The following is an 18,980-nucleotide window of genomic DNA, read 5'->3' as shown; positions in this document are numbered from 1 at the left end:
GCGACTCATCGCCTGAGCTTAGGCCGCCTTTCGGCTTTGTGGGAGGCGCGGCGGCCCCCTACCCCCCGATCAGCCCAAAGTCCGCCACGCGGTTCGTCACATCTCGCACCTGACCCAGCAGCTTCAGCCGGTTGTCCCGCTCGGCCGCCACGTCGGAGTTGACCATCACGCCCTCGAAGAAGGCGTCCACCGGACCGCGCAGGGCCGCCAGCGCCGTCATGGCCGCGGCGTAGTCCTCGGCCTCGACCGCGTCTCGTACCTGCCCATCGGCGGATGCGACGGCGAAGGCCAGGGCGGTCTCGGCTTCCGGCTGGCCCGGCAGGCCGGTCTGGATCATGCCGGTCGGCACCTCGCCCTTCCTGGCCTCGGCGCGCAAGATGTTGGACGCCCGCTTGTAGCCGGCCAGCAGGTTCGCCCCGTCGTCGGTGGCGAGGAAGGCGTCCAGCGCCTCGACCCGCCGCACGATGCGGACGAGGTCGTCGTCGCCCAGCGCGAACACGGCGTCCACGAGGTCGTGGCGCTTGCCCTGATCGCGGAGCAGGACCTTCAGGCGGTCGGCGAAGAAGTCTTGCACGTCGTACTTCAGCGAGCCTTCGTCGAGCAGTCGATGCCAGTGCGGACCCAGCGTGCCGTGCGCCCAGTGAACCAAAATCGTCGTTTCGCCGATGGGAAGGCGAATGTCGTTGTCCAGCATCAGCCGGATCACGCCCAAGGCCGCCCGCCGCAGCGCGAACGGATCCTTCGACCCCGTCGGCTTTTCGTCGATGGCGAAGAAGCCGACCAGGGTGTCCAGCTTGTCCGCCAGCGCCACCGCCACCGTCAGGGGCGCGGTCGGCACGGTGTCGGCCGGGCCCTGCGGCTTGTAGTGGTCGCGCACGGCATCGGCGATGTCGTGCGGCAGGCCGAAGGCGCGGGCGTAGTAGCCGCCCATGATCCCCTGCAGTTCCGGGAACTCGCCCACCATGCCCGAGGCCAGGTCGGCCTTGGCAAGGCGCGCGGCCTCGGCGGCCTTGTCCGGGTCGGCGCCGACCAGCGGGGCGATCTCGCGGGCCAAGGCGGCGATGCGCTCGACCCGCTCGGCCATCGTCCCCAGCTTGGCGTGGAAAGTGACGCCCTTCAGCCTTTCCAGCCAGGCGTCGAAGCCGACCTTCTGGTCCTCGTCCCAGAAGAAGCGGGCGTCGTTCAGGCGGGCCGACAAAACGCGGCTGTTGCCGGCCGCCAGCGCCTCGCCGCCGTCCGTCGCCTCGACGTTGGCTACCACGACGAAATTGGGCGCCAGCCGCTGTGAAACCTCTACGAACGTGGAGGTTTGGTCCGCATCGAGCGTAGAGGGTGTCGACGTTGCGGGCCGCACCGCGAAATACTTCTGGTGCACCTTCATCGACAGCCGGATGACCTCCGGCGGCAGGGTCAGGAACTGCGGGTCCATATCGCCCGCGATCGGCGTCGGCCATTCGGCCAGGCCCGCCACCTCGTCCAGCAGGCCGTCGTCATCGACCAGCTTAAGGCCGCGTTCGGCGCACGCCGCCTTGGCCTGTTCCAGGATGCGCAGCTTGCGATCCGCCACGTCCACCAGGACGTAATTCGTCTCCAGCTGCCTGCGATAGTCGGAGAAGTCGCTGACCCGCAGCACCTCCCCCGAGCCCATGAAGCGGTGGCCCTCGGTCAGGGCATCGCTCTGGATGCCGTCGATGTCGAACGGCACCACCGCCCCGTCGAACAGGGCGAGGATGCGCTTGATCGGCCGCACCCAGCGCAGCGTGCCCGTGCCCCAGCGCATCGACTTGGGCCAGGGGAAGGCGCGGATGATCTGGTCGACCATCTCGGGGATCATGGCGGCGGTCGACTGGCCCTGGCGGCGGATCACCGCGAACAGGACGCCGTCGCGGTCTTCCAGCTGCTCGCGCGCCAGGCCGGTCTTGCGCAGGAAGCCTTCCAGCGCCTGGGGCGGCGCCGAGGCGCGCGGGCCCTTCAGCTCCTCCTCCACGTCCGCCGTCGCCGCCGGCAGTCCCTCGACCACCAGCGTCAGCCGCCGCGGCCCGCCGAACGTCGTCAGCGCCTCCCACGTCAGACCCGCCGCCTTCAGCCGCTCGGTCGCCATCCGCTCGAGATCGCGCGCGGCGCCCTGCTGCATCCGCGCGGGGATTTCCTCGGAGAAGATTTCAAGAAGAAGCTGGGGCATCAGACGCGCCCCCTTTCCTGTTCGACCCATTCCAGGGCGCAGGCCTTACAGAGGTCGCGGATGCGGCCGATGTAGCTCTGGCGTTCGGCGACGGCGATGGCGCCGCGGGCGTCCATCAGGTTGAACAGGTGCGACGCCTTCAGCACCTGGTCGTAGGCGGGCAGAACCAGCGCCTGGCCTTGCGGGCCCTTCATGGCCAGCAGGCGCGACACCTCGGCCACCATGTCTTCGAACCGCCGCTTCAGACCGTCCACGTCGTAGCCGTGGAAGTTGGCCTCTGACTGCTGGCGCTCGTTCTCCAGGAAGACCTCGCCATAGGTCAGCCCCTCCTTGGTGAACTTCAGATCGTAAACATTATCAACGCCCTGGACATACATCGCCAGACGCTCCAGGCCGTAAGTCAACTCGCCGGAGACCACGTCCACCTCGATGCCGCCGACGCCCTGGAAATAGGTGAACTGCGTCACCTCCATCCCGTCGCACCAGACTTCCCAGCCCAGGCCCCAGGCGCCCACGGTGGGGTTCTCCCAGTCGTCCTCGACGAAGCGGATGTCGTGCAGTTTCGGATCGATGCCGATGGCTTCCAGCGAGCCAAGATACAGGGCCTGCAGGTCGTCGGGGTTCGGCTTCAAAATCACCTGATACTGGTAATAGTGCTGCAGCCGATTGGGGTTTTCGCCATAGCGACCATCGCCGGGGCGGCGGCTGGGCTGGACATAGGCGGCCTTCCACGGGCGCGGGCCCAGCGCGCGCAGCACCGTCGCGGGGTGCAAGGTGCCGGCCCCGACCTCGATGTCATAGGGCTGCAGGATGGCGCAGCCCTGATCGCCCCAATAGCGATGGAGCGTCAGGATCAGGTCCTGGAAGGCGAGCGGCTGGTCGGAGGCGGGCAAGGCGGGCTCTGGGCGAGGAATGGGCGGGCCGTTTCGGGCCCGCCGTCCTTGGCCTCATACACGCCGGGGCGTCAAGCCGATCAGCCCTGCGGCGCGGGCGGGGTGGCCGTGTCGGGCTGATTGTCGGTCTCCATGCCGTCCGCGTCCGGCAGGACCGGCGGGTTGGGCACGTTGGGGTCCGCCATGCCGTCCACCTGACCATCGGTCGGATTGGGCACGGGCGGCGAGGCGACGGTCGTGACCGTGCTGGCCGGCATGCCGCTCGGCGCGTTGAGGTCCATGGTCGCGGGATCGGTGGTGGTCATAGGGGTCGGCGCGGGCGGCGGCGTCATGGCCTCGCTGGACGCCGGCATGGCCGGCATCTCCGGCTCGGCCGAAGGCGCGCTGGCGCCCGGCATGCCGTCCACCTGACCGTCCGTCGGGTTATGAACGGGCGGCGAAGCGACCGTGGTGACCGTCTCGGCCTGCTCGCCGCTCGGGGCGTTCATCCCGGCGGGCGCCGGGGTCGTGGCGGACATGGCGTCCTGGGCAGCGACGGCGCCGGCCGTCAGGGTCGAGGCGGCGGCGACACTGGTCATGAGGGCGAGGCGCATGATGGGCTCCTGGTTCGACCGCACTGCGATCGGGATTGTCCGACTTGCCCAATCAAGGCCCGGCCCGGCCGTCAGGTTCCCTTCGGCGCCCCGAGCACGCAGGCGCGCACCCACCATTCTGGCCGCGACATCCGGTCCGCCGCAGCCGCCGCCGCGTCTGCATCTCCGCACAGCCCGAAGACGGTGGCGCCGGACCCGGACATGCGGGCCATCGCCACGTCCGGGTCGGCCCGCACAGCGCTGACGGCCGTTGCGATCGCTGGCTCCAGCCGAACCGCAGGCGGTTCCAGGTCGTTGCGCTGTCGGCCCAGCCAGTCGATCAGACCGGCGAACGACCGGTCGGCGGGCCGCTCCGGCCGCGCATCCAGCGGGCGCGGATCGGCGCCATAGGCGCGGTAGACCGGCCCGGTCGGCGAGGCGACGCCAGGGTTGACCAGTACGGCGTGAAGCGGCGGCAGCCAGTCGGCCGCGCTCAAAACTTCTCCACGCCCCTCGCCCCAGACGGGCCGCGAGACCAGACACATCGGCACATCGGACCCCAAGCCCTCCGCCACCGCCAGCAGGCGCGGATCGTCGATCGCGACGCCCCAGGCCCGCGCCGCCAACCGCAGGGCCGCCGCTGCATCGGCCGAGCCGCCGCCCAGCCCGGCCGCCATGGGCAGTTCCTTGTCCAGTCGGATCGACAGGTCCTGCGGCCGCCCCAGTGCCGCCGCCAGATCGGTCACGGCCCGCAGCGCCAGATTGTCCAGCCCCGCCGGCGCCTCGCCGGCCAGCCGCCCGCCGACCGTCAGGCCCGGCGCGCCGCCTTCGATCACGCTCAGCCGGTCGCCAACGTCCGCGAACGCCGCCAGGCTGACCAGCGGGTGGAAGCCGTCCGCGCCGGGCGGGCCGACGTGGAGCAGCAGATTGACCTTGGCCGGCGCGAAGGCGGTCAGCGACACGCCAGGCCTCAGGGCTGGGCGCCGGCGGCGGGCGCCTCGGTCAGACCCTCGGCCAGCTTGCGTTCGACGGCGGCCCTCTGTTCCGCGTCAGGGTCCAGCGTCAGGACGCGCCGCCACTGGAAGCCGGCCTCGCGTTTGCGCCCGACGCGCCAATAGGCGTCGCCCAGGTGGTCGTTGATCTCGGGATTGGCCGGCAGTTTGGCGACCGCCGCCTCCAGCGTCTCGACCGCCGTGTCATACTGACCCTGGCGATACTGGGCCCAGCCGAGCGAGTCCTGGATGTTGCCGTCATCCGGCTGGGAGGCGTGGGCGCGCGCGATCAGTTCAGCGCCCTGCGCGACCCGCAGGCCCTTATCCACCCATAGATAGCCGAGATAGTTCTGCACCGAGGCGCTGTTCGGCTCGGCCTGCAAGGCGGCCCACAGCTCGGCCTCAGCGTCCTCGATCCGGCCCTTGGCCTCATAGGCGGCGCCGCGCATGAAGCGTACGTCCGGATCCTGCTCGCCGGTGTTCAGCAGCGGGCTGTCCAGCACCGCCAGCGTCTCGTCGAACCGCTTCATGTTCAGCAGCTGGCTGGCCAGGACACGGGCGATCACGGCGTCGTCGGGCGCGGCCGCGGCAGCTTCGCGCAAGCGGGCCAGAGCGGTTTCATTGTCCTTGGCCGCCTCGGCCGCCAGCCCCAGCTGTAGACGCGCGGCGGCGTACAGCAGGCTGTCACGCGGCGTGATCTGGTTCAGCACCTGTTGCGCCGGTCCGGTCAGGCCCGCGCGGCTCAGCGTCTGACCCAGGCGGTACAGGACCTCAGGATCGCGATCCAGGTTCAGCGCGAGCCGCAGATAGACGACGGCCACCTCGTTCGATCGCGCCACCGAGGCCTGGGCCGCCGCCGTGGTCAGAGCCAGGGCGGCGCCGGTCTTCAGGGTCGGGGCCGCGGGCGCCGCGCCGCCGTCCCGTACGCGGCGCAGCGCCTGATGCGTGGGCACGTCGTTCTGACCGCCCGCGATGGCGGCCTCATAGACAGCCTGCGCCTCCGCGCGCCGTCCGCGCCGTTCCAGGAACTCGCCGTAGGGAATCTTGAACAGGGCGCCCGCGCCGGGCTGCTCCGACAGCGCCTTGAACTCGGTCTCCGCGTCGGCCGTCCGACCGCGCATCTCCAGCAGCAGCGCCCGGTTGGCGCGCGCGAAGGCCGACGAAACCGGGTCCAGCCCCGTCGGCGGTTCGGCCAGGGCCGCGCGCCAGTCGCCCGCCGCGCCCGCCACCCACGGCTTCAACAACAGGACCACGCCGATATGCGGCTGACCGATCGGCTGCTTCAGCTGGGCATAGGCGCCGCGCGCATCGCCGGTTGAAAACGCCTGAACCGCGCGCACCAGCTTGCCGGTCTCGACGAACAGCGGCGCGGCGGTCGCGTCGGTCGGAGCCGTGCGCCCGGCCACGCCCATGTCGCCGGACATCAAGGCGGCGATGAAAGCCTGTTCGGTCACGGTCGGCTGCTCGGGCGTCAGGGCCTGGGCGCGGGCCAGCAGCGTCGCCCCCTCCTCGCCGACGCCTCCTGCCAGGGCGACCCGCCCGGCGAGATACAGCCCATAGGCCGAGGCGCCCTGCGCGTCGCGCGGCACGGGCGCCCAGACCGCGGGAATGGCGGGCGCGGCGGGCTCCTCCAGCGCGGGCAGCTCCGGGCCGCCGTTGGCCGGTCCGCCGTCTTCATCATCAGCCGCCGGCATCGGGGAGACGTCCGCCGGCGCGGGCGTCGGCTCGGCCGGCAGGATGGCGGGTAGCGTCTCTACAGGCGCCGCGACGGGCGCCGCGTCCTGCGCCAAGACGGGGCTGGTCAGCAGCAGAGCCGCGATGCACGAACCGAGAAGAAGCGGGAGGCGGCGAGACGTCATGTCTCGACCCTCGCGGGTTTGACGGCGGCCTGCAAGAGCCGCCGCGCCTCACCCCCTACATGTTCGGATAGTTCGGTCCGCCGCCGCCCTCGGGCGTCGTCCAGACGATGTTCTGCGACGGATCCTTGATGTCGCAGGTTTTGCAGTGGACGCAGTTCTGGGCGTTGATGACGAAGCGCGGATCGGTCTGCGCCACCTCATCCGCATAGACCACTTCATAGACCCCCGCCGGACAGTAAAGCCGCGCCGGCTCGCCGTATTTCGGCAGGTTCACCCGGATCGGCACGGTCGGGTCCAGCAGCTTCAGGTGGGCCGGCTGTTCCTCGGCGTGGTTGGTGTTCGAGATGAACACGCTGGACAGCTTGTCGAACGACAGCTTGCCGTCCGGCTTCGGATAGACGCGCGGCTTGTAGTCCTTGGCCAAGCCGGTCGCCTTCGCGTCGGTCTTGCCGTGCTTCATCGTCCACGGAACCGTCAGGCCGGTGATCGAGCCCAGCCACATCTCGACGACGCCCAGCGCCCCGCCGATCGTGGTGCCGAACTTCGAAAGATAGGGCTTGGCGTTGCGGACCAGCTTCAGCTCCCTGGCGACCCAGCTCTTCTCATAGGCAGCCTGGTATTCGACCAGGGCGTCGCCCTCGCGACCGGCCTTCAGCGCCTCATAGGCGGCGTCGGCGGCCAGCATGCCGGTCTTCATGGCGTTATGGCTGCCCTTGATGCGCGGCACGTTCACGAAGCCGGCGGAACAGCCGATCAAAACGCCGCCGGGAAACGACAGCTTCGGCACCGACTGATAGCCGCCCTCGGTGATGGCTCGCGCGCCATAGGAAATGCGCGTTCCGCCCTCCAGGTGTTCGGCGATGGCGGGGTGATGCTTGAACCGCTGGAACTCGTCGAACGGCGACAGGAACGGGTCCTTGTAGTTCAGGTGCACCACATAGCCGACGGCCACGTAGCGGTCGCCGAAGTGGTACATAAAGCTGCCGCCGCCGGTGTGCTCGTCGAGCGGCCAACCGGTGGTGTGCTGGGCCAGCCCCGACTGGTGCTTCTCTGCCGGGACCTGCCACAGCTCCTTCAGGCCGATGCCGAACTTCTGGGGCTCGGCGGTGTCGCACAGGTTGTGGCGGGCCATGATGGTCTTGGCCAGCGAGCCGCGCACGCCCTCGGCGATGAAGACGTACTTGCCGTGCAGCTCGATCCCCGGCTGGAAGTCGCCGGTCGGGGCTCCGTGCTTGTCGATGCCGAAGACGCCGGCGACGACGCCCTTCACCCGGCCCGTCTCTTCTTCCCAGACCACATGGCTGGCGGCCATGCCGGGGTAGACCTCGACGCCCAGCGCCTCGGCCTGCTCCCCCAGCCAGCGCGTCACATTGCCCAGCGAGGCGATGTAGCAGCCGTCGTTGTGCATGATCGGCGGCATCAGTGCCATCGGCAGGCTGACCTGCCCCTGCGGCCCGAGCAGCATGAAGCGGTCCTTGGTGACCGGGGTCTCCAGAGGCGCGCCGCGTTCCTTCCAGTCGGGAAACAGCTCGTTCAGCGCCTTGGGATCGATGACGGCGCCCGACAGGATATGCCCCCCTACCTCGGCCGACTTCTCCAGCACGGCGACGCTGACCTCGCGGCCCTCGGCCTCTGCGCGCTGCTTCAGGCGGATGGCGGCGGACAGGCCGGCCGGACCGCCGCCGACGATCACCAGGTCATATTCCATCACCTCGCGCTCGACGCCCTGCAGCGCCTCCAGCGGCGGCAGGTTGTCCAGAATGGCTTCCTGGGCCGGCGTTTGCGCGCCGCCCTCGATCGCTTCCTCGGCCATCGTCCCCAACTTTGTGGTGTTTGTTCCGTCGCCTGCTTATCGGGACGTGACGCAACGGCGGTCAAGGCATATCCATCCCTCACCTATGGAGATGCAAACCCTCCCGTCCGATCGCGCGCTGGAAAGCCTGCTGGCCTTCTGGTCGGAAGCCGGTGTGGACGCCTGCTATCTGGACGCGCCGATCGACCGCACCCAGATGGCGCCGCCGCCCGTAGTCAAGGCCATCGCCCGCGCGACCGCCTCGGTCGCGCCTCCGCCCGGTGCGGCGAACCCCGACGCCATCGCCGAGGCCCGCGCCCTGGCCGCCGCCGCCGACAGTCTCGAAGCACTGGAAGCCGCCGTCGCCGGTTTCCGGGGCTGCCCGCTGGTCGGCATGGGCGCGACGAAGGCCGTTTTCGCGCGGGGCAACCCCCAGGCGCCGATCCTGGTCATCGGCGAGGCGCCGGGCGCGGACGAGGACGCCCAGGGCAAGCCGTTCGTCGGGGAGGCGGGCCGGCTGCTCGATCGGATGCTGGCCGCCGGCGGCCTGACCGATCAGGTCTTCATCACCAACACCGTCTACTGGCGCCCGCCCGGCAATCGGACACCCACGCCCCAGGAACAGGCCATCTGCCAGCCCTTCCTCGAACGCGTGCTGACGTTGCTTCAGCCAAAGCTGGTGCTGCTGGTCGGGGCTGCCGCCAACAAGGCGGTGCTCCAGTCCGACGAGGGCGTGATGAAGGCGCGCGGCCAGTGGCGCGAGTGGCGACTGGCCGAAGGCGGCGTCTCCGCTCCCGCCATGGCGACGCTGCATCCCGCCTTCCTGCTGCGACAGCCGCAGTTCAAGCGACAGGCCTGGCAGGACATCTTGTCGCTGGCGGATCGCCTGACCGCCGGTTGAGAAAAGCCCCGGATTCCGGCATGGTTCTGGATTGACGACCGATCGATAAGTGCGTCGCTCCTGAATCGAGACAGGGGATGACGCCGCCGAGGGGGCCGCCTGTATGGTGTTGTTTCGCCGCGCGAACCTCGCGCTGACGCTGGGTCTTGTATCGGCCCTGATGCTGGGTGCGCCCGCGGGTGCGCGCGCCATGGAAGCCCCGACGGCCCTCAGCAGCGCGGATCGCATAAACTACACCACCGCCTTCGACGCCCTTCGCCGGGGTGATCTGGAGACCGCGCGCGCGGCCGCCCGCGCCGCCCACGACCGTGTGCTGCTGGGTCAGGTCGAGTTCGAGCGGATGTTCCACGCCGACTACAGCGTCACCTATGACGAGCTGGTGGCCTGGCTGAACGACTATGCGGACATGCCGTGCGCCGGGCGCGTCTACAATCTGGCCCTGCGCCGCCAGCCCGACGGCGCGGCGCCCCCGCCCCGGCCCGTCACCCTGATCTCTCGCACCTGGAACATAGTCTCGCCGGGCGGTGGCGCCGATCCGGAAGACCCCGCCAAGCAAGCGCGCATCGCCTACAACAACGACGACCTGACCGACGCCGTCGATAAGGGCCGCGACAGCGGCGACTGGTGGACGGTCGGGCTCGCCACCTGGCGGTTGAACCAGTTCCAAGCCTCGCTCGAAGCCTTCGACCGGGTCGCCGACGATCCCACCCAGGATGCCTGGGTCCGCGCCGGGGCCGGCGTCTGGGCTGCTCGCGCCGCCCTACGCGTCGGGCATCAGGATCGCGTCACGCCCTACCTTCAGCAGGCCGCTCAATGGCCCGCCACCTTCTATGGGCAGATCGCGCTGCGTCAGCTGGGCATCGAGCCCACGATCCAGAACCAGGGCCCCACGCCCTACCAGCCCGGCGGCCTGCAACGCGCCAGCTTCACCGCCGACAGCAACACCGAGGCAGGCGTTGACGCCCGCCAGCTGGAAGCCTTCGTGCAGTCCGACGCCCGCGCCAAACGCTCGGTCGCCTTCTTCGAGGTCGGCCGTCGACAGGACGCCGAAGCCGAACTGCGCACCGGCATCCGCACCGCGACCGAGGGCAACGCCCGCCGCCTGTGGACCGCCCTGGCCCGCGCGCTCGGGCCGCGCACGCCGGGCGGCGCCGAAGCCGCCACCATCGACGCGACCCGCTATCCCACCCCGGTGCTGGAGCCCGAGGGCGGCTTCACCATCGAACGCGCCCTGGTCTACGCGATCGCCCGCAAGGAAACCGGCTTCAACGCCTCGGCCCGCTCGGGCGTTGGCGCTTACGGCATGATGCAGGTGATGCCGGGCACGGCGGCCCAGATGACGGGCGACCGCGACTTCATCGCCCATCCCGAACGCCTGTTCCAGCCGGCGACCAACCTGCGGCTCGGCCAGGTCTATGTGAACCGCGTGCTGCAGATGCCGGCGCTTCAGGGCGACCTGCTGCGGGCCGTGGCGTCTTACAACGCCGGTCCCGGCCCAATGGTCGCGGCGGTGCGCAAGCTGGGCCCGGACGCCGATCCCCTGCTGCTCATCGAGACGATCGATGTCCCCCAGGCGCGCGACTATGTCGAAAAGGTCGTTGCGGCCTACTGGATCTACCAGCGTATGTTCGGCGGACCGCTGAACACTCTGGACGCGGTTGCATCGGGCGCCACCGCCATACCGATCAGCCTGGACTACGTCGCGCCCCCTCCCGCACCGGTCCAGCCGGCGTCGATGGAGGTCGCCGCGGTCGCTCCGCCGGTCGGAACGCGCTGACTACAGCAGGGTGGCCAGCAGCAGCGTCCAGACGCAGCCGCTGACAAGCGCCGCAAGGCCGTAACCGAGTACGGGGGACCGCTGTGCATGCGGGGCCGCAGCAGCGAGAACTTTGGTCGTCATCAGCGGTCTCCCTGCGGGCGGTCGCAGCCCTAACCGCCACACCCTGCATCCGTTCCGCTTAAACTGGCGTCACCGCGTTCGGTTAACCGGCGTTAGGCCGCCACCGACCATTCCAGATAATCCGGCTGGGCCAGCAGGCGCTTCAGATAGGCGTCCACCTCGCCGTCGTCGCCGTGATCGACCGGATCGATCTGATAGAGCCGGAACCGCGCCGCCACCGGAGTGAAGAAGGCGTCGGCGATCGACCAGTCGCCGAACAGCCACTCGCCGCCGTCCCCGAACGGCCGCCGCATCTGGCCCAGCAGCCCCACCACTCGATCCAGATCGCGCGTCAGCGCCGGATCGGACGGCGTCTCGAACCGGATGCCCGCCTCAACCAGTGGTCGGTCCGGCGCCGTCCCGCACAGGTTCCGCATCGCCTGGAATCCCGAATGCATCTCCGAACACGCCGACCGCGCCAGCGCCCGCGCCGTCGCATCCACAGGCCACAGCCCCGGATATCGCTCGGCCGCCCACTCGCAGATGGCCAGCGAATCCCATATCTGCTCGCCGGCCACGGTCAGGACCGGCACATAGCCCGACGGCGACACCGCCCGCAGCGCCGCCCGGTCTTCCTCGCTCGCATAGCGGGCATCGCGCGTCGTGAACGCCGCCCCCGCGCGCTTCAGCACCAGCCACGGCCGCAGCGACCATGTCGACACCCGGCGCGGTCCGATCAGAAGCTCCATCTTCATCCCCCTCAACCTTGACTCAGGCGTCCCATCGCTTTCTTACCCGCGCCCATGATCAGCCGCTATTCCCGTCCCGCCGCCGTCGCCATCTGGTCGCAAGAGACCAAGTACAAGATCTGGTTTGAGATCGAGGCGCATGCCGCCACCAAGATGGCCGAGCTGGGCGTCATCCCGACCGAAGCCGCCGACGCCATCTGGGCCAAGGGTAAGGACGCGACGTTCGACGCCGACCGCATTGACGAGATCGAGCGCACCACCAAACACGACGTCATCGCATTCCTGACTCACGTGTCGGAAATCGTCGGCGAGGAAGCACGCTTCCTGCACCAGGGCATGACCTCGTCGGACGTGCTGGACACCTGTTTCGCGGTCCAGCTGGCCCGCTCCGCCGACCTGATGGTCGAAGGCGTCGACCGCGTGCTGGCGGCGCTGGAGACCCGCGCCAAGGAGCACAAGTTCACGCCGGAAGTCGGCCGCAGCCACGGCATCCACGCCGAACCCATCACCTTCGGTCTGAAGCTGGCCGGCTATCATGCCGAGTTCCAGCGCGCCAAACGCCGCCTGCTGACCGCCCGCGAAGAGATCGCCACCTGCGCCATCTCCGGCGCGGTGGGCACCTTCGCCAACGTCGATCCGGCGGTTGAGGCCTATGTCGCCGACCAGATGGGTCTGGCCGTCGAGCCGGTCTCGACCCAGGTCATCCCGCGCGACCGCCACGCCGCCTTCTTCTCGGCCCTGGGCGTCGTCGCCTCCTCGGTCGAGCGCCTGGCCGTCGAGATCCGCCACCTGCAGCGCACAGAGGTCCTCGAAGCCGAGGAGTTCTTCGACAAGGGCCAGAAGGGCTCGTCAGCCATGCCGCACAAGCGCAACCCGATCCTGACCGAGAACCTGACCGGCCTGGCCCGTCTGGTCCGCTCGGCCGTCGTGCCGGCAATGGAGAACGTCGCCCTGTGGCATGAGCGGGACATCAGCCACTCGTCGGTCGAGCGCGGCATCGGCCCGGACGCCACCATCCACCTGGACTTCGCCCTGCATCGGCTGGCGAACGTGGTCGAGCGGCTGAACATCTATCCGGAGAACATGCAGAAGAACATCGACCTGCTGGGCGGCCTGGTCCACTCGCAGCGGGTCATGCTGGCCCTGACGCAGGCGGGCGTCTCGCGCGAGGACGCCTATGCGGCGGTGCAGGAGAACGCCATGAGGGTCTGGCGCGGCGAGGGCCGTTTCCTGGACTTCCTGAAGGCCGACGCCCGCGTCACCCTGCCCGAAGCCCAGCTCGAAGCCCTGTTCGACCTCGGCTACCACACCAAGCACGTGGACACGGTGTTCGCGCGGGTGTTCGGCGAGGGATAAGTCGGCATTGCACAACTTCGGCGCGTTGATATCGTCGTTCGACGATAGGGAGGCGCGTCATGGGTTCGATGTCGATCTGGCACTGGTTGATCATCCTGATCACGCTGGCGCCGATGTTTCCAATTGGGCAGGTCCTCAAGAAGGCCGGGTTCAGCCCCTGGTGGGCGCTGCTCTACATGGTGCCGATCTTCAACCTCGTTGCGTTGTTCGTTTTTGCCTATTCGAAATGGCCCAACCGCGCTTGAACGCCGCCGCATGACCGAGCGGGCCAGTCACTTCCCGCCGGTCGTCACGCCTGATACCCGCCTTCTAATACTCGGCAGCCTGCCGGGCGATGCCTCGCTGAAAGCCGCACAATACTACGCCCACCCGCAGAACGCCTTGTGGCGACTGATCGGCGGCGTTCTTGGCGAGGATTTGGCGCAGCAGCCTTACGCCCACCGGCTTGAACGCTTGAAGGCGCGCGGCGTCGGTTTGTGGGACGTCATCGCCTCGGCCGAGCGGACGGGCAGCCTGGACACCGCCATCCGCCTGCCCGTCCACGCCGACCTGCCCGGCCTGATCGCCACCTTGCCGAACCTGCGCGCCGTCGCCTTCAACGGCGGCAAGGCGGCGCAGCTGGGTCGTCGCATCCTCGGTGATCGGTCCGACCTGACGCTCATCGACCTGCCCTCCTCCAGCCCCGCCCTGACGAAACCATTTGCCTGGAAGGCGGAAAGCTGGGCTGTTCTCGCCGCCTTCCTCCCCGACCGACGCCATCCATGATCCTGACCCTGTCCTGTCCCGACCGCCGCGGCATCGTCGCGGCCGTCTCGACCTTCCTGCTCGAACGCGGCGCGAACATCTCTGACGCCCAGCAGTTCGGCGACGCCACGACAGACATTAAGTTCTTCATGCGCGTCGTCTTCGACCCGGCCGAGGGCGATACGCCCGATGCCCTGCGCGACGCCTTCGCTGCGCTGGCCGCGCGCTTCGAAATGGACTGGACGCTGCGCGGGCCCGAAGCGCGACGGGTGATGATCCTGACCTCGCGGTTCGACCACTGCCTGGCCGACCTGCTGTACCGCTTGCGCATCGGCGAGCTGCCCATGGAGGTGACGGCTATCGTCTCCAACCATCCCCGCGACATGATCGGTCACGTAGAGCTGGGCGACCTGCCCTTCCACCACATGCCGCTGAAGAACTCCGCCGATGCAGACGCGAAAGCGGAGCAGGAGGCGCAGCTGTTGGCGCTGATCGATGAAACGGGGACCGAGCTGGTCGTCCTGGCGCGCTACATGCAGATCCTGTCCGACGACCTGGCCGGCAAGCTGGCGGGGCGCTGCATCAACATCCACCATTCCTTCCTGCCGGGCTTCAAGGGCGCCAAGCCCTATCATCAGGCCCATGCGCGCGGCGTGAAGGTGATCGGCGCCACCGCCCACTACGTCACCGGCGATCTGGACGAAGGCCCGATCATCGCCCAGGACGTGGAGCGCATCAGCCACCGCGACACGCCGGACGACCTGATCCGCAAAGGGCGCGACATCGAGCGCCGCGTCCTGGCCCGTGCGGTGCGCAGCCATCTGGAGGACCGCGTTCTGCTGCACGGCGCACGCACCGTCGTCTTCGGCGACTGAAGCGGAGCCATTGCGGTTTGTCGGTCGTTAAGGCCGCATGACCCGCGCCCCCATCCTGCTGGCCGTCCTGTGCGCTCTCGCCGCCTGCGAGCGCGAGGCCGCGCCGTCTCAGCCGTCCGCTCCGCCCGTCGCGCAGCCACAGCCCACGTCGACTGTGTGGGGCGGCATGACCGCGCGACCCGACCTGACGACCTTCACCGATTCGGCCGCCGCGGCGGGCGCCGAGCCCCTGCTGCGGTCAGGCGGCCCGTGGACGGTTTTTGCGCCGACCAACGACGCCTTCGCCAAACTGCCGGTCGAGCAGCGGGAGCCGCTGCTGAAGCCAGAGAACCGCGACGCGCTGCGCGCGCTGATCACCTACCACATCATCCCTGGCCGCCTGACCACGGCGGATCTGGCCGCGCGGGCGACGGCGGCGGGCGGCGTCTTTGATCTAACCACCGTGGAAGGCGGCGCGCTAAAGGTCGCGTTCCGCGACGGACGGCTGACGATCATGGATGGGTCGGGCGCGATCGCGACCATCGCGGAACCCGACGAAGCCAGCGCCAACGGCGTCTTCCACACCCTCGGAACGGCGCTTCAAAAAAATTCGCCCAGCGGCTGAAACCAATTGGCGCAGTCGCCGTTTCCACAATGCGCAAGACGCAAAAGACACCGGGTGAGGCTTCCCCCCAAGCCCCCGGATCTAAGGGCCGCACTTTCCCCCGAGTGCGGCCCTTTCACTTTTGGGCCACATCGCATTGTAATCGAGACTGAAAGTGAAAGAGGCCGGCGGCGGCCTCGCGCTTATTCGCCGGAGCGGATCTGATCCCGCGCCAGGGAGCCCAGCTCGTCCATCTTGCGGCGGATCTCGCCTTCCGAGACGGTCAGGCCAGACCCCTCGAAATCGCCCGCTACCTTGCGGAAGACGTCTTCTTCGCCCGGTTGTTCGAAATCAGCGCGCACGACCGCCTTGGCGTATTCCTCGGCGCTGTCCGGCGACAGACCCATCTTCTCGGCCGCCCAGAGGCCCAGCAGCTTGTTCCGGCGCGCGACAGCCTTGAACTCCTGCTCCTGATCGAGGGCGAACTTGGACTCAAAGGCCCGTTCCCGATCGTCGAAGGTCGTCATTTCTGTCTCGAAAGCTCCGTTCGCCCGAACGATTGGGTTCTGGCAGCGGCCGTCTATAGCTCGCCGCCCGATGAACGCAACATGACATCGCGACCGCCGCGGTCGCGGCCTGTGCGTGGTTTGTGTCGTCGTGCCGATTCCGCTAAGGACAGCCCAGACGACCCTTCCGCCAGCCTGATTCCGGATCGCGCCGCCCAGACCCGCCTCTGGCCGCGCGTTTTTTGTTTTCGGCGCGGCCGGGTGTTTAGGACACGACGATGAACACCAAGCGCAAGAAGATCTACGAGGGCAAGGCCAAGATCCTGTATGAGGGTCCCGAACCCGGCACCCTGATCCAGTACTTCAAGGACGACGCCACGGCCTTCAACGCCCAGAAAAAGGCGGTCCTCGAAGGCAAGGGCGTGGTGAACAACCAGATCAGCGAGTTCATCATGTCGCGCCTGAACGGCATCGGCGTGACCAACCACTTCATCAAGCGCCTGAACCTGCGCGAGCAACTGATCCGCGAAGTCGAGATCATCCCGCTGGAGGTCGTGTGCCGCAACATCGTCGCCGGCTCCATGAGCCAGCGGCTCGGCATCGAGGAAGGCACGCCGCTGCCCCGCTCGATCATCGAATTCTACTACAAGAAGGATGAGCTCAACGACCCGATGGTCACCGAAGAGCACATCACGGCCTTCAACTGGGCCAGCACCCAGGAGCTGGACGACATCCTGGCCATGACCGTCCGTGTGAACGACTATTTGTCGGGCATGTTCGGCGCCGTCGGCATCACCCTGGTGGACTTCAAGATCGAGTTCGGCCGCATCTGGGAGAACGACTTCGCGCGGGTCATCCTGGCCGACGAGATCAGCCCCGACAGCTGCCGCCTGTGGGACTCCACGACAGGCGAGAAGATGGACAAGGATCGTTTCCGCCGCGATCTGGGCAACGTCATCGAAAGCTACACCGAAGTGGCCCGCCGCCTCGGCATCATGAAGGCCATGCCCACGGTCATTCAGGGCGGGCTGCACTGATGGCCAAGGTCAAGATCCACGTCTTCCTGAAGCCCGGCGTCCTGGACGTTCAGGGCAAGGCCGTCGAGGGCGCGCTCAGGGGTCTCGGATGGCCAGGCGTCTCCGACGCCCGCGTCGGCAAGCTGATCGAGTTCGACCTGGCCGGCGCGGCCGATCCGGCCGCCGAGGCCAAGAAGATGTGCGAGACCCTGCTCGCAAACACGGTGATCGAGAGCTACCGGATCGAGGTCGACTGAACCGGTCGGTCGAAGGATCGTTCGGTTCTCAGCATTCAGGAGCCGACCATGACCTTCACCCTCACCTCCAACGACATCACCGATGGCGGCGTGCTTCCGGATGCACAGGTGAAGGCGCTGGGGAACACCTCGCCGCATCTGGCCTGGTCCGGTGCGCCGGAGGGAACGAAGTCCTACGCCGTCACCGTCTATGACCCCGATGCGCCGACAGGATCGGGCTTCTGGCACTGGACGGTGGCGAACATCCCCGCCGATGTCAGTGAACTGCCGACCGGGGGCCCGGTCCCGTCGGGCGCCGTCGAAGGCCGCACGGACTACGGCAAGGCCGGTTTCGGCGGCGCCGCCCCGCCGCCGGGACACGGGCCGCACCGCTATATCTTCACGGTCTTCGCCGTGGATACGAACACGTTGGAAGTCACACCCGACGATTCCGGCGCCGTCTACGGCTTCAACCTGCACTTCCACACGCTGGCCAAGGCCTCGGTCACGGCGACCTACGAGACCAAGGCCTAGTGTAGCGCAAGGATCAGCCGGACCCCCGCCGTCAGCAGGGGGTCGCGGTCTGCGTCGCCGCCTGGATTGTAGATCCACTGCAGGTTCGGCTGCAGCGTGACGGGGCCGAACGTGTCCGCATAGGTCAGCTCGATTCCCCCCTCCGCCCTGGCGAAACGGACCCCGGCCTCTCTAGCGTTGGCGCGCGCTTTGTCTGACAGAACGCCCTCGTGAAAGCCGAGCGAGAGCGTGCTGGCGGGGCGGGCGGCGAGGACGGAGTCGACGCGAAGGCCGGCCTGCCATCCCCCTGAGAACAGCGTCGTATCTCCGTCCGAAACGCCCAGCCGCATGAAGGCGCGAATCGTGGGCTGGTCTTCGGCTTCGAACAGCGTGCCCTCCACGACCGCATATGCTCCCTGGGCGTGGCTCAGCGCGGGGTCACCGCCGGGCAGCACGTCGCGGATGTCATCTTGGCCCTCGCTGTAACGCCACCCGCCGACAGCGACCCTGACGGGGCCGGACCAGCCGGCCTCGGCGAGGTAGAGCACGCCCTGGTCCAAGGTCGTATCGACGCCGCCGTCGTCTCCGAGCGTGCCCGCCTGCGCATTGACCGCCGCGACCTGAGCGTAGCGCCCTTCTGGATCGCCGAGACGGAAACGGACCGCCAAAGAGGTCGATGGGAAGATGGCCGGGCCGTTCGGCCCGGTGGCCGCCAGCTCCGAGCCGATGCCGAACGGCGGGGCGATCAACTGGTCGGACGCCGCAGTGACGTAGAACTCGCTGTTGACGTCATAAAGGCCGGCGAGCACGGAGCCCCGCCCCCCGGCCAGCGTCTGTTTGACCCAGGCTTCGTACAGACGCACGCCGGGGCTTCCCACCTCGATATTGTCGATCCCCTCCAGGGTCTGGGCCACGGCGTTCGGTTGCCCGCCGCCATTAGCCAACAGGCTGACGTGGACGCGGGCCCCGCGCCATCCGAACTGCCGGTCCAGGTCGCCGTCCAGCGCGACGTCCAGATTGTCCAGGAATCGACCCGCGCGCGACGGGGCGCCATCGACTACGCCGATGACGTCGGCCGTATAGGCGGAACCCCAGGTCCAGACCGGCTCGCCGGGCTCGTCCAGTCGCTCCGCCCACACCGGAGAGGCCGAGAGAAGCACGCCGACGGCGCCGGACGCGCCCGCTCTGAAGAAGACGCCCATGAGCCGCCAAATCCTATCCGCTTCCAGGCGGAGTATCGGCTGATCGTGGGTCCGAAGGATCGGGCCAAGATCTACTGCCGATAGGAGCCAGCGCCTGACCGCCAGCGCTTGCAGTGAGAGAAAATGCGCT

The 18,980-nt window shown here is 68.6% G+C and carries 20 protein-coding genes; 10 read left to right on the top strand and 10 right to left on the bottom strand.

Features of this window, described 5'->3' with window-relative positions; translation table 11 throughout:
• Positions 1-58: 58 nt before the first annotated feature.
• The 6 genes from glyS to ASG17_RS05585 form a co-directional block, all read right to left on the bottom strand.
• Positions 59-2,182, bottom strand: a complete 2,124-nt coding sequence (gene glyS, locus ASG17_RS05610) for a glycine--tRNA ligase subunit beta (protein ID WP_056100331.1) — start codon at positions 2,180-2,182, stop codon at positions 59-61.
• Positions 2,182-3,075 carry a glycine--tRNA ligase subunit alpha gene (locus tag ASG17_RS05605; RefSeq protein WP_056100329.1) on the bottom strand — a complete coding sequence of 298 codons (894 nt, stop codon included), beginning with the start codon at positions 3,073-3,075 and terminating at the stop codon, positions 2,182-2,184. The genes glyS and ASG17_RS05605 overlap by 1 nt, the downstream gene beginning before the upstream one ends.
• Positions 3,076-3,155: 80 nt before the next feature.
• Positions 3,156-3,668 (bottom strand): hypothetical protein, encoded by a 513-nt coding sequence (locus ASG17_RS05600; RefSeq protein WP_056100325.1) that lies wholly within the window; start codon positions 3,666-3,668, stop codon positions 3,156-3,158.
• 71 nt (positions 3,669-3,739) lie between these two features.
• Positions 3,740-4,609 (bottom strand): 4-(cytidine 5'-diphospho)-2-C-methyl-D-erythritol kinase, encoded by an 870-nt coding sequence (locus ASG17_RS05595; protein WP_056100322.1) that lies wholly within the window; start codon positions 4,607-4,609, stop codon positions 3,740-3,742.
• An 8-nt stretch (positions 4,610-4,617) separates the two neighbouring features.
• A complete protein-coding gene (locus ASG17_RS05590) occupies positions 4,618-6,498 on the bottom strand; it encodes a tetratricopeptide repeat protein (protein ID WP_056100319.1) in 1,881 nt (626 codons plus the stop codon).
• A 55-nt stretch (positions 6,499-6,553) separates the two neighbouring features.
• Complete coding sequence (locus tag ASG17_RS05585; protein ID WP_235560416.1) at positions 6,554-8,206, bottom strand: electron transfer flavoprotein-ubiquinone oxidoreductase; 1,653 nt, start codon at positions 8,204-8,206, stop codon at positions 6,554-6,556.
• Between the two features lie 196 nt (positions 8,207-8,402).
• Here ASG17_RS05585 and ASG17_RS05580 point away from each other — a divergent pair, with 196 nt between their 5' ends.
• Both ASG17_RS05580 and ASG17_RS05575 read left to right on the top strand, forming a co-directional pair.
• On the top strand, positions 8,403-9,191 hold the full coding sequence (locus ASG17_RS05580) for a uracil-DNA glycosylase (protein WP_056103139.1): 789 nt from the start codon (positions 8,403-8,405) through the stop codon (positions 9,189-9,191).
• Between the two features lie 103 nt (positions 9,192-9,294).
• Positions 9,295-10,968, top strand: coding sequence for a lytic transglycosylase domain-containing protein (locus ASG17_RS05575; protein ID WP_056100313.1), 1,674 nt, complete (start codon positions 9,295-9,297; stop codon positions 10,966-10,968).
• On the opposite strand, the gene ASG17_RS15915 is transcribed toward ASG17_RS05575, so the two are convergent.
• The gene (locus ASG17_RS15915; RefSeq protein WP_255353999.1) at positions 10,969-11,091 is read right to left on the bottom strand and encodes a hypothetical protein; all 123 of its coding nucleotides are present in this window, start codon (positions 11,089-11,091) and stop codon (positions 10,969-10,971) included.
• Positions 11,092-11,183: 92 nt separating this feature from the next.
• Entirely contained in the window at positions 11,184-11,819 is a 636-nt protein-coding gene (locus ASG17_RS05570) for a glutathione S-transferase (RefSeq protein ID WP_056103136.1), read from the bottom strand.
• A 54-nt stretch (positions 11,820-11,873) separates the two neighbouring features.
• On the opposite strand from ASG17_RS05570, the gene purB reads away from it, so the two are divergent.
• From purB to ASG17_RS05545, 5 genes are read left to right on the top strand one after another with little or no spacing between them, the layout of a single operon-like run.
• On the top strand, positions 11,874-13,175 hold the full coding sequence (purB, locus tag ASG17_RS05565; protein WP_056100310.1) for an adenylosuccinate lyase: 1,302 nt from the start codon (positions 11,874-11,876) through the stop codon (positions 13,173-13,175).
• Positions 13,176-13,234: 59 nt separating this feature from the next.
• Positions 13,235-13,420: a hypothetical protein gene (locus ASG17_RS05560; protein WP_056100308.1), complete on the top strand. Its 186-nt coding sequence runs from the start codon at positions 13,235-13,237 to the stop codon at positions 13,418-13,420.
• Between the two features lie 10 nt (positions 13,421-13,430).
• On the top strand, positions 13,431-13,940 hold the full coding sequence (locus tag ASG17_RS05555; RefSeq protein WP_056100306.1) for a DNA-deoxyinosine glycosylase: 510 nt from the start codon (positions 13,431-13,433) through the stop codon (positions 13,938-13,940).
• Positions 13,937-14,794: a formyltetrahydrofolate deformylase gene (gene purU / locus ASG17_RS05550; RefSeq protein WP_056100304.1), complete on the top strand. Its 858-nt coding sequence runs from the start codon at positions 13,937-13,939 to the stop codon at positions 14,792-14,794. Before ASG17_RS05555 ends, purU begins: the two co-directional genes overlap by 4 nt.
• A 37-nt stretch (positions 14,795-14,831) precedes the next feature.
• Positions 14,832-15,398: a fasciclin domain-containing protein gene (locus tag ASG17_RS05545; RefSeq protein ID WP_056100301.1), complete on the top strand. Its 567-nt coding sequence runs from the start codon at positions 14,832-14,834 to the stop codon at positions 15,396-15,398.
• 182 nt (positions 15,399-15,580) lie between these two features.
• Here the strand turns inward: ASG17_RS05545 and ASG17_RS05540 are convergent, their stop codons facing one another.
• Positions 15,581-15,904, bottom strand: coding sequence for a DUF1476 domain-containing protein (locus tag ASG17_RS05540; protein ID WP_056100298.1), 324 nt, complete (start codon positions 15,902-15,904; stop codon positions 15,581-15,583).
• 257 nt (positions 15,905-16,161) lie between these two features.
• On the opposite strand from ASG17_RS05540, the gene purC reads away from it, so the two are divergent.
• The 3 genes from purC to ASG17_RS05525 are packed head-to-tail and all read left to right on the top strand — an operon-like array spanning position 16,162 to position 17,669.
• Positions 16,162-16,920, top strand: coding sequence for a phosphoribosylaminoimidazolesuccinocarboxamide synthase (purC, locus tag ASG17_RS05535; protein WP_056100295.1), 759 nt, complete (start codon positions 16,162-16,164; stop codon positions 16,918-16,920).
• A complete protein-coding gene (gene purS / locus ASG17_RS05530; RefSeq protein ID WP_056100292.1) occupies positions 16,920-17,156 on the top strand; it encodes a phosphoribosylformylglycinamidine synthase subunit PurS in 237 nt (78 codons plus the stop codon). The genes purC and purS overlap by 1 nt, the downstream gene beginning before the upstream one ends.
• Before the next feature lie 48 nt (positions 17,157-17,204).
• Entirely contained in the window at positions 17,205-17,669 is a 465-nt protein-coding gene (locus tag ASG17_RS05525) for a YbhB/YbcL family Raf kinase inhibitor-like protein (RefSeq protein WP_056100289.1), read from the top strand.
• Here the strand turns inward: ASG17_RS05525 and ASG17_RS05520 are convergent.
• The gene (locus ASG17_RS05520) at positions 17,666-18,850 is read right to left on the bottom strand and encodes a carbohydrate porin (protein ID WP_056100287.1); all 1,185 of its coding nucleotides are present in this window, start codon (positions 18,848-18,850) and stop codon (positions 17,666-17,668) included. The genes ASG17_RS05525 and ASG17_RS05520 overlap by 4 nt on opposite strands.
• Positions 18,851-18,980 lie beyond the last annotated feature (130 nt).

Origin of the sequence: Brevundimonas sp. Leaf363 (assembly GCF_001424025.1) — a bacterium.
Lineage (GTDB): Bacteria > Pseudomonadota > Alphaproteobacteria > Caulobacterales > Caulobacteraceae > Brevundimonas.
This window is presented reverse-complemented; position numbering and strand designations above follow the sequence as displayed.

Excerpts from the sequence above, each read along its gene's own strand:
- glyS (WP_056100331.1), bottom strand. The coding sequence starts at position 2,182 with ATGCCCCAGCTTCTTCTTGAAATCTTCTCCGAGGAAATCCCCGCGCGG.
- ASG17_RS05600 (WP_056100325.1), bottom strand. The coding sequence starts at position 3,668 with ATGCGCCTCGCCCTCATGACCAGTGTCGCCGCCGCCTCGACCCTGACG.
- ASG17_RS05590 (WP_056100319.1), bottom strand. The coding sequence starts at position 6,498 with ATGACGTCTCGCCGCCTCCCGCTTCTTCTCGGTTCGTGCATCGCGGCT.
- ASG17_RS05585 (WP_235560416.1), bottom strand. The coding sequence starts at position 8,206 with ATGGAATATGACCTGGTGATCGTCGGCGGCGGTCCGGCCGGCCTGTCC.
- ASG17_RS05580 (WP_056103139.1), top strand. The coding sequence starts at position 8,403 with ATGCAAACCCTCCCGTCCGATCGCGCGCTGGAAAGCCTGCTGGCCTTC.
- ASG17_RS05575 (WP_056100313.1), top strand. The coding sequence starts at position 9,295 with ATGGTGTTGTTTCGCCGCGCGAACCTCGCGCTGACGCTGGGTCTTGTA.
- ASG17_RS15915 (WP_255353999.1), bottom strand. The coding sequence starts at position 11,091 with ATGACGACCAAAGTTCTCGCTGCTGCGGCCCCGCATGCACAGCGGTCC.
- ASG17_RS05570 (WP_056103136.1), bottom strand. The coding sequence starts at position 11,819 with ATGGAGCTTCTGATCGGACCGCGCCGGGTGTCGACATGGTCGCTGCGG.
- purB (WP_056100310.1), top strand. The coding sequence starts at position 11,874 with ATGATCAGCCGCTATTCCCGTCCCGCCGCCGTCGCCATCTGGTCGCAA.
- ASG17_RS05560 (WP_056100308.1), top strand. The coding sequence starts at position 13,235 with ATGGGTTCGATGTCGATCTGGCACTGGTTGATCATCCTGATCACGCTG.
- ASG17_RS05555 (WP_056100306.1), top strand. The coding sequence starts at position 13,431 with ATGACCGAGCGGGCCAGTCACTTCCCGCCGGTCGTCACGCCTGATACC.
- purU (WP_056100304.1), top strand. The coding sequence starts at position 13,937 with ATGATCCTGACCCTGTCCTGTCCCGACCGCCGCGGCATCGTCGCGGCC.
- ASG17_RS05545 (WP_056100301.1), top strand. The coding sequence starts at position 14,832 with ATGACCCGCGCCCCCATCCTGCTGGCCGTCCTGTGCGCTCTCGCCGCC.
- ASG17_RS05540 (WP_056100298.1), bottom strand. The coding sequence starts at position 15,904 with ATGACGACCTTCGACGATCGGGAACGGGCCTTTGAGTCCAAGTTCGCC.
- purC (WP_056100295.1), top strand. The coding sequence starts at position 16,162 with ATGAACACCAAGCGCAAGAAGATCTACGAGGGCAAGGCCAAGATCCTG.
- purS (WP_056100292.1), top strand. The coding sequence starts at position 16,920 with ATGGCCAAGGTCAAGATCCACGTCTTCCTGAAGCCCGGCGTCCTGGAC.
- ASG17_RS05525 (WP_056100289.1), top strand. The coding sequence starts at position 17,205 with ATGACCTTCACCCTCACCTCCAACGACATCACCGATGGCGGCGTGCTT.
- ASG17_RS05520 (WP_056100287.1), bottom strand. The coding sequence starts at position 18,850 with ATGGGCGTCTTCTTCAGAGCGGGCGCGTCCGGCGCCGTCGGCGTGCTT.